The following is a 13,113-nucleotide window of genomic DNA, read 5'->3' as shown; positions in this document are numbered from 1 at the left end:
ATTCTTGCCTGAAATCACCCCTCGCCCAATGTTTACGGGCTTTTCCCGTTTCAGCGAAACGCGTCCTGACAGTCTTCCCAACCGATCCCGCTTGGCGCCGTTTGCGTAATGAGCCAGGGCATCGCCGTTTTCACCCCGTCCTGCTTAATGTTGAAGTTGATCACCCCGTGCCGCCACAACAGCATCAGGGTCAACACACGCTGGGCGCTCTGGTTGGCCTTGAGCTTGCCGGCGCCGTCCTGGGCATCGATGTCCCATAGCGCCACCTGCAAGCCCTGGGACCGGAAGAAGCCTTCCGCGTCAGAACGGCGCTGGCCATCGGGCGGACGGAACAGCGGTACATAGTTCTCCGGCAATTTGCTTTTGACCAGTTCGGCACTGCGCCGCACCGAGTCCTGCCAGTCCTGCCAGTGGCTGTGGGAGCGAAACTCCCAGCCTTGCACGCCGATGCACTGCGTCGAATAAGTGGCCTGCAGGCTCGCCACTGAACGCTCGCTCAAGCGCGCCTGAATATCCTTGCCGAGGACGAAGAACGTACCCGTCATCTTCGCCTTGCGCAGGTACTCGGTGACCCACTCCGTGTTGTCCGGCGCGGCATTCGCGGCGCTGTCGAAGGTCAGCAGGAACAGCCGGTCATGCATCTGTTCGCCGTTGCGCTCGTAGTCGCCAAAACGATCGACTTCGCTACTGGTTTGCGGAAACAGCGCAGCCTTGCGCAACTGCTCGTCGAGGTACTGCGCATGGAACAGCCGGCTCGGTTCCGCCCACTTTATGTAGTAGCTGTCCTCGCTGACCTGAAACTTGGCGGCTTGCTCGCGCAAGGTGGCCATGTCTTCGACCAGAAAACAGAAGGAAGCATCCTGATCGCAGCTTTGCTGGGCAAAGTTGTAGTTGGTCAGCAAGCGTTGCCACAGGCGCTGACGCAGGTTATTGACCGAATCCAGGTTGATCGTGCGCAGGCCCAGGCGCTGGGCCAGACTCGCCTCGTCCAGCGATTCACTGGCCAGCAGCACGCGAGCGAACATCAGAATCTCTGCGCGCGAGGCGACATCGAACAGCGTCGGATTGCTGAGCTGTTCAGGCCAGGTGCTGCGATCGAGCGTCGCGACATCGCCCGGCGCCGCAACGGCACCGAAACTCAACAGCCAGGCTGATAAAAGAAAAACGATACGCAATGGGATGTCTCCATAACAAAACCCGCGCGGCACTATAGCCGATACAGTGCGTCCCACCGGCCAAGAAAAACGGGCTCACCGCCGATCACCTATGGCCTTGATAGCTGGAGTCATTAGGCACAACCCCCTAGAATCGCCCCCACGATTAAAGGAGACGACTTCATGCTGATGGTGATTTCCCCCGCCAAGACCCTCGACTACGAAACACCGCCGGCGACCCAGCGCTTCACCCAGCCGCAATACCTCGACCATTCCCAAGAGCTGATCCTGCAGTTGCGCGACCTGACGCCAGCGCAGATCAGCGAGCTGATGCACGTCTCCGACAAGATCGGTGGGCTCAACGCCGCACGTTTCGGCAGCTGGACCCCGGCCTTCACACCGGAAAACGCCAAGCAGGCATTGCTGGCGTTCAAGGGTGACGTTTATACCGGGTTGAACGCGCAAACCTTCAGCGAAGCCGATTTCGATTATGCCCAACAGCATCTGCGCATGTTGTCCGGCCTGTATGGCCTGTTGCGCCCACTGGACCTGATGCAGCCGTATCGCCTGGAAATGGGCACTAAATTGCCCAACGCCCGCGGCAAGGACCTCTATGCCTTCTGGGGCACGCGCATCAGCGAATGGTTGAACGAAGCCCTGGCCGACCAAGGTGATGACGTACTGCTGAACCTGGCGTCCAACGAGTACTTCTCGGCGGTCAAACGCACGGCCTTGAAGGCTCGCATCATCAATACCGAGTTCAAGGACCTGAAAAACGGCCAGTACAAAATCATCAGCTTCTACGCGAAAAAAGCCCGGGGCATGATGAGCCGCTTTGTCATCGAAGAACGCATCAACGACCCGGCAGCCCTCAAGCAATTCGATATTCAGGGCTATCGATACAGCGCCGAACAATCCAAACCGGACAACTTGGTGTTTCTTCGCGATCACGCCCCCGAGTAACGCACCTGATCGGCGCACGACCGCAAATTTTCCGTCGTGCGCCTGCGTCTGATCGTCCAACAATTTCCCGCCCGAATCGCCAACCTCTTGGCGCCAGAAAACCATCGGTCACTTTCCTAACTTTAGTTTCACTCGACGCCGATGAATTTTTTCAGTAGTGGCACTGAAATTTTTTATCGGTAGTGGCACAAAACTATCTTTCTTGCTTATCGCCCCGTGTAACAAGGGTGAGACAGCACGTGCCATCAATTTGAAAGTAGTGCCATCTTTCTCAATATTTCAAGAAATTTCAGAATTCGCGATGGGCGGACAGGAACTATGTCCAAATGCGTAGCTCATACCACCGGTAACGATTATCTCTGAACATGTACGAGATAACTTACGCAGAGAAGAGACCACGTAGCGAAGTTGTCACAATAACTTCGGCTAAATAATCCCTGATTTGGGCAACACATGAAGGACAGGAGATAACGCATCACTACTATCCCCTACACGGCCAAGGCTGCGCCCCTATAAACGTGCTCTCCCGAGCACCCGAACCGCTTGATTTACGGGCTTATGGCCTGGCATTGAGCGCGCAAGACCTTTGCACGGATGACCTCTGACCAGAGGACTCGGCTGCATAACAGGGCAGACCATAATAATAAGGCCTAGTTGCGCACACCTTGAGTGCACTTATTTAGACACTCGGAACTTAGTATGCCTGCACACGGCATTGCGGCGCCTGTCGCCCAAACTTCCGAGTGCACTATGACCGCTGAACACCATTAACTCCGGCCATGTAATGGCTTGATAAATACAGAGGTAAATGCGATGCGCATCAGCATATTTGGTTTGGGTTACGTCGGTGCAGTATGTGCCGGTTGCCTGTCTGCACGGGGCCATGACGTCGTTGGCGTCGATGTCGCCAAAGACAAGATCGATATGATCAACGCCGGCAAATCGCCGATCGTTGAACCGGGTCTGGGCGAACTGCTGGCCAAGGGTATCGAAACCGGCCGCCTGCGCGGTACGACCGACTTCGCAGAAGCGATTCGCGACACCGACCTGTCGATGATCTGCGTCGGCACGCCGAGCAAGAAGAACGGCGATCTGGAACTGAACTACATCGAAGCGGTATGCCGCGAGATCGGTTTTGTCCTGCGTGACAAAACCACCCGCCACACCATCGTGGTTCGCAGCACCGTACTGCCAGGCACGGTCGCAAACGTTGTCATCCCGATTCTCGAAGATTGCTCCGGCAAGAAAGCCGGCGTCGATTTCGGTGTGGCGGTGAACCCTGAGTTCCTGCGTGAAAGCACCGCGATTGCCGACTACGACTTGCCACCGATGACCGTCATCGGCGAGTTCGACAAGGCATCGGGCGACGTTCTGCAATCGCTGTACGAAGAACTCGACGCGCCGATCATCCGCAAGGACATCGCCGTTGCCGAGATGATCAAGTACACCTGCAACGTGTGGCACGCCACCAAGGTGACCTTCGCCAACGAGATCGGCAACATCGCCAAGGCGTGCGGCGTCGATGGTCGGGAAGTGATGGAAGTTGTCTGCCAGGACAAGACATTGAACCTGTCCCAGTACTACATGCGCCCCGGTTTTGCGTTCGGCGGCTCGTGCCTGCCGAAAGACGTGCGGGCCCTGACCTACCGCGCCGGCGCCCTCGACGTGGAATCGCCGTTGCTGAACTCGCTGATGCGCAGTAACGAATCCCAGGTGCAAAACGCCTTCGACATCGTTTCCAGCCACGACAAACGCAAAGTTGCCCTGCTGGGCCTGAGCTTCAAGGCCGGCACCGATGACCTGCGCGAAAGCCCGCTGGTTGATCTGGCAGAAATGCTGATCGGCAAAGGCTACGACCTGAGCATCTACGACGCCAACGTCGAATACGCCCGCGTTCACGGCGCGAACAAGGACTACATCGAGTCGAAGATCCCTCACGTCTCGTCCTTGCTCAATTCCGACTTCGACGAAGTGATCAACAACTCCGACGTGATCATCCTCGGCAACCGTGACGAGAAATTCCGCGCCCTGGCGCAGAACGCTCCGCACGGCAAGCAAGTGATCGACCTGGTCGGCTTCATGTCTCAAGCCACCAGCGTGAGTGGCCGGACTGAAGGCATCTGCTGGTAACAAGCGGCATCGGGAGGGTTTGCGGCGTTCCCCAGCCTGCAAACCCTCCCGGCTTTTTCGCCTGCCTTAACCCCATCGGGCCACCCCACAGGCTCGCCCGAGATCGAGACGGATGCAGATTATGCACAGGCTAAAGCACGGCCTACTTCAGGCCGCCGGTTGGCTGTTTTACCTAAGTTTATTGATGGGCATCGCCATGGCGTTGCCTGCGTCCACATTCGATTCCGATTCGAAGGACTTTATCTTCCTCATCGGCTTCATCGGGATCTGGCGCTATTCGATGGGTGCCACGCACTTCCTGCGCGGCATGCTGTTTCTGTACGTGGTCTACCCGCACCTGCGGCGCAAAGTGCGCAAGCTGGGTAAAGCGGCAGACCCGTCCCATGTGTTTTTGATGGTCACCAGTTTTCGTATCGACGCGCTGACCACCGCCCAGGTCTATGCCTCGGTGATTCGCGAAGCGATCGACTGCGGCCTGCCGACCACCATGGTCTGCTCCATCGTGGAAATGTCCGATGAGAAGCTGGTGAAGAGCCTCTGGACCAAGATGAATCCACCGGAGCGGGTCAAGCTCGACTTCGTGCGCATTCCCGGCACCGGCAAGCGTGACGGCCTGGCCTACGGTTTCCGCGCCATCTCCCGCCACCTGCCGGACGACCGTGCCGTGGTTGCCGTGATCGATGGCGACACCGTGCTTGCCGAAGGCGTCGTGCTCAAGACCGTGCCGTGGTTCAAGCTGTTCAGCAACGTCGGCGGCCTGACCACCAACGAGTTCTGCGAAGTGCGCGGCGGCTACATCATGAGCGAGTGGCACAAACTGCGCTTCGCCCAGCGTCACATCAACATGTGCTCGATGGCGCTGTCCAAGCGCGTGCTGACCATGACCGGCCGGATGTCGGTGTTCCGCGCAACCGTGGTCACCGACCCGGACTTCATCGCAGACGTGGAAAGCGACTCGCTGCAACACTGGCGCCTGGGTCGCTTCAAGTTCCTGACCGGTGACGACAAGTCGAGCTGGTTCAGCCTGATGCGCCTGGGCTACGACACGTTCTACGTGCCGGACGCGGCCATCCACACCGTGGAACACCCGCCGGAAAAAAGCTTCATCAAGGCCAGCCGCAAACTGATGTTCCGCTGGTACGGCAACAACCTGCGCCAGAACGCCCGCGCTCTGGGCCTGGGTGTCAAACGCCTCGGCCTGTTCACCTCGGTGGTGCTGTTCGATCAGCGCGTGTCGATGTGGACCTCGCTGCTGGGCCTGACGGTCGCGATCATCGCGTCCTTCAAGTACGGCACCGCGTTCATCCTGGTGTACCTGCTGTGGATCGGCATTACCCGCCTGATCCTGACCCTGCTGCTGTCCTGCTCCGGTCACCGGATCGGCCCGGCCTACCCGGCGATTCTCTATTACAACCAGATCGTCGGCGCGCTGGTGAAGATCTACGTGTTCTTCCGCCTCGACCAACAATCCTGGACTCGCCAGGACACCAAACTGACCCGTGATCTCGCCAGCTTTCAACGTTGGTTCAACACTTGGTCGTCTCGGACCATGACCTTCTCCGCCGGCAGCATTTTTGTTGCCGTGCTGCTGATGATGGTCTGACCGCCCCCTTATTGAATTAACCAGGAAATCGCCCCTATGAATACCGCCGTCAACGCCAACGTAGTGCATGAGTCAGAAGCCCAGCGCCAACACGCCCGAGTGAAAATTCCGGCCAAGCTGCGCTTCTTCGGTCCGGACCGGACCCCGATGGAAGCTCGAGTGATCGACCTCTCTGCCGGCGGCCTGGCCTTCAACGCCGGTCAACTGCCACTGAAAATCGGCGACGTGTACAAGGCTCGCCTGCAGTTCGTCATCGATAACCTTGGCCTGGCCATGGACGTGGAGCTGCAAGTGCGCTCCGTCGACCGCCAGACCGGTCGTGCCGGCTGCCAGTTCCAGAACCTGGAACCGCAAGACATCTCGACCCTGCGTCACCTGATCACCTCTCACCTGGCCGGCGACATCGTCAGCATGGGTGAAGTGCTGGCGACCCTGCAGCGCGACAACTTCACCAAGGCGCGCAAGGTCAAGGATGGCGGCCACGGCATGACCGCGTTCGGTCGTCTGCGTGCAGTGACCTTCAGCCTGGCGATTTTCATCGTCGGCCTGGCGGCGTTCGGTTTCATCTTCAAATCGGTGTACGGCATGTACTTCGTCAGCCATGCGCAGGCCGGTCTGGTCAGCGTGCCGGGCATGAACATCACCATGCCGCGTGACGGCACCGTGCAGAGCCTGATCAAGGCTGACGGCATTGCCGCCAAAGGCGCTCCGCTCGCAACCTTCAGCACCAGCATGCTCGACGTGCTCAAGGGCCATCTTGACGACAATCAACTGCAACCGGCCAAGGTCGAAGAACTGTTCGGCAAGCAAATGACCGGCACCCTGACGTCGCCGTGCGATTGCACCGTGGCCCAGCAGCTGGTCGCCAACGGTCAGTACGCCAGCAAGGGCGACGTGATCTTCCAACTGGTGCCGCGCAACAGCGAAGCCAACGTCGAAGCGCGCTTCTCCTATCGCCAGTTCGGCGACGTGCGTCCAGGCACCAACGTCAGCTTCCAGATTGCCGGCGAAGACAAAACCCGCACCGGCAAGATCGTCAGCAGCACCAGCCTGAAAAGCGCCGACCTGTCGTCCGACATCCGCGTGCTGATCCAGCCTGACGAGCCGCTGGACAGCAAATTCGCTGGCCGCCCGGTTGAAGTGAACAGCGACCGTGGCCCGAACCTGAACTGGCTGATCGATAAAGCCATGGCTTCCGGTATCTAAGCAGAGGACATGCCCGTGACCATCACAAAAATCTCGAATACGCCGCAGTCCCTGTGGGAGCGAGCCTGCTCGCGATGGGATCGCCGCGGTTTGTTTGATGTACCGAGCCGCTTGAATCGCCAGCAGGCTGGCTCCCACAGGGGTGCGGTGTGTGCTTTGGCCCTGGCCGTGAGCCTGGCCGGTTGCGCTGGCCTGCCCGACCAGCGCCTGGCCAATGAAGCCCTGAAGCGCGGCGACACCACGCTGGCGCAGCAGAACTACAAGCAACTGGCCGACCTGGGCTACAGCGAGGCGCAAGTAGGCCTCGCCGATATCCAGGTCGACAGCCGCGACCCGGCGCAGATCAAACAGGCCGAGGCGACTTATCGCGCCGCGGCCGACGTTTCGCCGCGCGCCCAGGCTCGCCTGGGTCGCCTGCTGGTGGCCAAGCCCGGTTCCACCGAAGCCGAACAGCACGAAGCCGAAGGCCTGTTGAAAAAAGCCTCGGCCAATGGCGAAGGCAATACCCTGATTCCGCTGGCGATGCTGTACCTGCAATACCCGCACAGTTTCCCCAACGTCAACGCGCAACAGCAGATCAGTCAATGGCGCGCCGAAGGCAAACCGGAAGCGGGCCTGGCCCAAGTGCTGCTCTATCGCACCCAGGGCACCTACGACCAGCACCTCGACGAAGTCGTCACCATCTGCAAAGCCGCGTTGAACACCACCGACATCTGCTATGTCGAGCTGGCCACGGTTTACCAGAAGCAAGGCAAGCCGGAACAGCAGGCCGAGCTGATCAAGCAGATGCAAGCGGCGCATACCCGCGGCACCGTTTCCGCTCAACGCGTGGACAGCGTCGCGCGCGTGCTCGGTGATGCAAGCCTGGGCAAGACCGACGAAAAAACCGCTCAGTCGCTGCTCGAAGACATCGCCCCCGCCTACCCCGCTTCCTGGGTCAGCCTGGCGCAATTGCTCTACGACTTCCCGGAACTCGGTGACGTCGACACGATGATGAAGTACCTGGACAACGGCCGCGCCGCTGACCAGCCGCGCGCCGAACTGTTGCTCGGCAAGCTTTACTACGAAGGCAAATGGGTGCCGGCCGACGCGAAAGTCGCCGAAGAGCATTTCCAGAAAGCCGTCGGCAAAGAAGTCGCCGCCGATTACTACCTCGGCCAGATTTACCGCCGCGGTTACCTGGGCAAGGTCTATTCGCAGAAAGCCCTGGATCACCTGCTGACCGCTGCGCGCAACGGCCAGAACAGTGCCGACTTCGCCATCGCCCAGCTGTTTTCCCAAGGCAAGGGCACCCGGCCCAACCCGCTTAACGCTTACGTCTTCAGCCAATTGGCCAAGGCACAGAACACGCCGCAAGCCACCGAGCTTGCACAAACACTCGAAACCCAACTGCCGCCTGCCCAGCTCGCCGAGGCCCAACGCCTGTTGAAACAAGAACAGGCCGTTCGTGGTGCCTTGAGTCAGAACACGCTGGAACTGCATGCCCTGGAAGAAGAAGACGGCGAGGAATCCCTATGAAGTTGAATCCATTCGTGAAGGCCGGTATCGGCCTGTCATTCGCCCTCTTGTGGTCGTGCCCAACCCTGGCGGCCTTGACCGACACCAAGAACCACGGTCTCGACGTGAAAGTCACCGGCCAGTCCGAAGACGACCGTGACCTCGGCACCGCCAGTGGCGGCGACGTCAGCGGCGTCGGCCTCGACCTGCGCCCCTGGGTCTATGGCGAGAGCGGCGCGTGGAGCGCCTACGCGATGGGTCAGGCCGTGACGTCCACCGACATCATCGAAACCGACACCTTGCAGCAGTCCGACAACGACGGCACCCAGACCACCGACAACGGTGATCGCAAGACCAAGAAAAACTACCTGGCCATGCGCGAATTCTGGGTCGGCTACAGCGGCCTCACGCCGTACCCGGGCGAGCAGTTGAAGCTCGGTCGCCAACGTCTGCGCAACGACGACGGCCAATGGCGCGACACCAACATCGAAGCCCTGAACTGGACCTTCGACACCACCCTGTTGCGCGCCAACGTCGGTATTGCCGAACGCTTCAGCGAATACCGCACCGACCTGAAAGAGCTGGCACCGAAAGACAAGGATCGCCTGCACGTCTACGCCGATACCGCGTACCAATGGACGCCGGGCAACTGGGTCGGGATTCGCGGTCATCACACCCACGATGACGGCAAGCTCGACTACCCGGAACCGGGTGTGGCCGGCGACTCGCTGGACAAGAAACAGAACGGCGACATCAGCTGGCTCGGCCTCACCGCCGACAGCGACGCCTACAACTACCGCAACACCAACACCGTCAATTACTGGGGCAGCGTCACCGGCATGAGCGGCGACACCGACACGGTGAATCAGCTCAACGCCGACGGTACCCGTCCGACAGAAGCCAAGCGCGGTGAAGACCTCAACGGCTGGGCCACCGATATCGGCGTGCGCCTGCGCCTCGATCCGCAATGGCAAGTGGGTGCAGCCTATGCCCGCGCCAGTGCCGATTACGAACAGAACGGCCTGGAAAGCAACCGTTCGAACTACACCGGTACGCGTTCGCGGGTTCACCGTTTCGGCGAAGCGTTCCGTGGCGAAATGAACAACATGCAAACCGCAACGTTGTTCGGTTCGTGGATGCTCAACGACGAATACGACGCCAGTGTGATCTACCACAAGTTCTGGCGCGTCGACGGCAACAAGCCGGTCGGCAGCAACGGCATCAACGCCGTCGAGAACGACACCGACCCGACCGGAGCGATTCTCTCCAGCACGTCCCTGCCGCTGGAAGATGGCAACAAAGACCTCGGCCAGGAAATGGACCTCGTGGTCACCAAGTACTTCAAGCAAGGCCTGTTGCCTGCCGCGTTGAGCCAGTCGATCGATGAGCCTTCGGCCCTCGTGCGCTTGCGTGGCGGTGTGTTCAAGCCAGGCGATGCCTACGGCAAGGAAGTCGACTCGTACATGCACCGCGCGTTTGTCGACGTGATCTGGCGCTTCTGATGCGAACCGCTAAGGGAGTTCCTGACATGAACAGTCCGAAGAGAGGCTCACTGACCTTGCTGGCCGGCGCGATGCTGCTGGCAAGCTCGGCGTGCTTCGCCAATGTGGAACCGGTCAAGCCGGTCACCACGGCCAAGGAATTGCAGCAGGCCAAGACCTACACCGTCAGCAGCGCGCCAACCGCGCCGCTGGAGCTGGAAAAACCGAAACTGCCAGACACCTCCGGCTACACCGCCGAAGCCATCGCTGCGAAAGTCGTGCGCACCAAGGCCGGCAAGATCAGCGTACGCCGGATGATGCAGGAAAACGCCCTGAAGGACTTCATCGGCGGCGATAACAAAATGGCCGAATGGGTGGTGCGTCAGCACGGCATCCCGCAGGCGATTTTCATCGACGACGGCTACATGAACCTCAAGGACCTGACCAAGAAGCTGCCCAAGCAGTACTTCAGCGAAACCTCGCCGGGCGTGTTCCTGGCGAAGTTGCCGATCGTGGTCGGTGAGAAAGGCATCCTGGAAATCGACAAGCAGACCCAGGAATTGCGCCTGTCCCAAGAGGCCGGTTCATTCCTGGTCAACGACGGTCAGCTGTTTGTGCGTGATACCAAAATCACGGGCTGGAGCGAGAAAGCAAACGGCCCGGCGGCCTTCAAGTCGCCGAAGGAATTCCGTCCGTTCCTGCTGTCCTGGGGCGGCACCCAGACTTACATCGCCAATAGCAAGATCGCCAGTTTCGGTTACGCCAACAGTAAGTCCTACGGCGTAAGTATTTCCCAGTACACGCCGAACATGGCCAAGGTGCTCAAGCGCCCAGAACCGAGCGGCTGGATCGTCGGCTCCGAGTTCTCGGACATGTGGTACGGCTTCTACTGCTACGAAACCCGCGACTTCGTGGTCAAGGGCAACACCTACAAAGACAACATCGTCTACGGCATTGACCCGCATGACCGTTCCCACGGGCTGATCATCGCCGACAACACCGTCTACGGGACCAAGAAGAAGCACGGGATCATCATTTCCCGTGAGGTCAACGACAGCTTCATCTTCAACAACCGCAGCTACGACAACAAGTTGTCGGGCCTGGTGATCGACCGTAACAGCGTCAACAACGTCATCGCCTACAACGAGATCTACAAGAACCACACCGACGGCATCACCCTCTACGAGAGTGCCGACAACCTGCTGTGGGCCAACAAGGTGATCAGCAACCGTCGCCACGGCATCCGTATTCGTAACAGCGTGAACATCCGCCTCTACGAAAACCTGGCCATGGCCAACGGGCTGACCGGCGTCTACGGCCACATCAAGGACCTGACCGACACCGACCGCGACATCAAGCTCGACCCGTTCGACGCCCAGGTGTCGCTGATCATCGTCGGCGGCGAACTGGCCGGTAACGGCAGCGGGCCGCTGTCCATCGACTCGCCGCTGAGCGTCGAGCTGTATCGCGTGTCCATGCTCGCCCCGACGAAATCCAGCGGCATCAGCTTCAACGGGATTCTCGGCGAGCGTCAGGATGAAATTCTCGACCTGCTGGTACGCCAGCAGAAAGCCGTGCTGATCGACCCTGTCGAACGCCAGACCGAAATGCGGGACTGAGGATAATCTTATGCACCCACACTTGATCAAATTACTCAGCTTGTCGGCCCTGACCGCCGGCATTCTCGCAGCCAGCGCTGGCGTCCGTGCCGATGAAGTCAAGGCACCGAACTTCAGCGCCGAACCGTGCTGCAACCTGTGCCCCGAAGCCCACGACGCGAAGAACTACACCACGCGTTATCAGCAGAACTTCACCACGCTGGTGCAGGCCCAGGGCGACTGGCTGTTCCGTACGCAGGAAGACTTGCGCACCGAATTCAACACCACCCCCGCCGGCTACAAACGCATGAAAGAACTGCACGATGCGTTCAAGAGCAAAGGCGTGGAGCTCGTCGTTGTTTATCAACCCACGCGTGGCCTGGTGAACCGCAACAAGCTCAATCCGGAAGACAAGGCCAAATTCGATTTCGACAAGGCTTTGAAGAACTACAAGACCATGCTCGGCCGTTTCGAGCAGATGGGTTACGTAGTGCCAGACCTGTCGCCGCTGACCAACGAATCGCTGCCCGACACCCTGCCCGCCCACGACTTCTACTTCCGCGGCGATCAGCACTGGACGCCGTATGGCGCCCAGCGCACGGCGAAAATCGTCGGTGAGAAAATCAAGCAACTGCCTGAGTTTGCCGGCATTCCGAAACGCGAATTCGAGAGCCATAAGTCGGGTCGCATGGGCAAGACCGGAACGTTACACAACATGGCCGGTCAACTCTGTGGCACCAGCTACGCGATCCAGTACATGGATCAATTCACCACCGAGCCGAAAGGCGAAGCGGCGGACGGCGACCTGTTCAGTGACTCCGGCAATCCCGAGATCACCCTGGTCGGCACCAGCCACAGTGGCAAGAACTACAACTTCGCCGGTTTCCTCGAAGAGGCCATCGGCGCCGACATCCTCAACGTGGCGTTCCCTGGCGGTGGCCTGGAAGGTTCGATGCTGCAGTACCTGGGCAGCGAAGAGTTCCAGACCAAGCCGCCGAAGATTCTGATCTGGGAATTCTCGCCGCTCTATCGCCTCGACCAGGAAACCATCTACCGCCAGATGATGGCGCTGCTGGACAACGGCTGCGAAGGAAAGGATGCACAGATGAGCGGCAGTGCCACGTTGAAACCGGGCAAGAACGAATTGATGGTCAACAGCAAGAACCTGAACCTGCAAAACAGCGGTCACCAGGTTGACATCCGTTTCGCCGATACGTCGGTGAAAACCCTGCAAGCCACCCTCTGGTACATGAACGGTCGCCACGAGGACATCAAGATCGAAAAACCGGAAACCTCCGAAACCGACGGGCGTTTCGCTTTCGAGTTGCGCACGGACGAAGACTGGGCCTCGCAGAATCTGCTGGCCGTCGAAGTCCAGGGCCCTGAAGCAGGTGCCGCGCCACAGAAAGTCGAAGCGAAAATCTGCAAACGCAACGTGTTCCCAGGCGCTGAGCAACGTACCGCTCAAGCCGGGCAATGAG

The 13,113-nt window shown here is 59.5% G+C and carries 9 protein-coding genes; 8 read left to right on the top strand and 1 reads right to left on the bottom strand.

The window, feature by feature from the left end:
• Positions 1 to 50: 50 nt before the first annotated feature.
• Positions 51 to 1,175, bottom strand: a complete 1,125-nt coding sequence (locus ACM6IQ_RS17450; protein ID WP_414879413.1) for a polysaccharide deacetylase family protein — start codon at positions 1,173 to 1,175, stop codon at positions 51 to 53.
• Between the two features lie 162 nt (positions 1,176 to 1,337).
• Here ACM6IQ_RS17450 and yaaA point away from each other — a divergent pair, with 162 nt between their 5' ends.
• The 8 genes from yaaA (at position 1,338) to ACM6IQ_RS17410 (ending at position 13,112) form a co-directional block, all read left to right on the top strand.
• A complete protein-coding gene (yaaA, locus tag ACM6IQ_RS17445; protein WP_017336634.1) occupies positions 1,338 to 2,117 on the top strand; it encodes a peroxide stress protein YaaA in 780 nt (259 codons plus the stop codon).
• Between the two features lie 813 nt (positions 2,118 to 2,930).
• Positions 2,931 to 4,247: a nucleotide sugar dehydrogenase gene (locus tag ACM6IQ_RS17440; RefSeq protein WP_017336633.1), complete on the top strand. Its 1,317-nt coding sequence runs from the start codon at positions 2,931 to 2,933 to the stop codon at positions 4,245 to 4,247.
• Positions 4,248 to 4,368: 121 nt separating this feature from the next.
• Positions 4,369 to 5,850, top strand: a complete 1,482-nt coding sequence (gene alg8 / locus ACM6IQ_RS17435; RefSeq protein WP_414879412.1) for a mannuronan synthase — start codon at positions 4,369 to 4,371, stop codon at positions 5,848 to 5,850.
• Positions 5,851 to 5,886: 36 nt separating this feature from the next.
• Positions 5,887 to 7,056, top strand: coding sequence for an alginate biosynthesis protein Alg44 (locus ACM6IQ_RS17430; RefSeq protein ID WP_017336631.1), 1,170 nt, complete (start codon positions 5,887 to 5,889; stop codon positions 7,054 to 7,056).
• A 15-nt stretch (positions 7,057 to 7,071) separates the two neighbouring features.
• On the top strand, positions 7,072 to 8,574 hold the full coding sequence (gene algK, locus ACM6IQ_RS17425; protein ID WP_414879411.1) for an alginate biosynthesis TPR repeat lipoprotein AlgK: 1,503 nt from the start codon (positions 7,072 to 7,074) through the stop codon (positions 8,572 to 8,574).
• A complete protein-coding gene (locus ACM6IQ_RS17420) occupies positions 8,571 to 10,055 on the top strand; it encodes an alginate export family protein (RefSeq protein WP_414879410.1) in 1,485 nt (494 codons plus the stop codon). The genes algK and ACM6IQ_RS17420 overlap by 4 nt, the downstream gene beginning before the upstream one ends.
• A gap of 26 nt (positions 10,056 to 10,081) precedes the next feature.
• A complete protein-coding gene (gene algG, locus ACM6IQ_RS17415; protein ID WP_017336628.1) occupies positions 10,082 to 11,653 on the top strand; it encodes a mannuronan 5-epimerase AlgG in 1,572 nt (523 codons plus the stop codon).
• 10 nt (positions 11,654 to 11,663) lie between these two features.
• On the top strand, positions 11,664 to 13,112 hold the full coding sequence (locus ACM6IQ_RS17410) for an alginate O-acetyltransferase (RefSeq protein WP_414879409.1): 1,449 nt from the start codon (positions 11,664 to 11,666) through the stop codon (positions 13,110 to 13,112).
• The last annotated feature ends 1 nt before the right edge of the window (position 13,113 follow it).

The organism is Pseudomonas sp. IT-P100 (assembly GCF_949767185.1).
GTDB classification, from domain to species: domain Bacteria; phylum Pseudomonadota; class Gammaproteobacteria; order Pseudomonadales; family Pseudomonadaceae; genus Aquipseudomonas; species Aquipseudomonas fluorescens_B.
The sequence above is the reverse complement of the archived record's forward strand: the minus strand, read 5'-3'. Positions and strand labels throughout refer to the sequence as shown.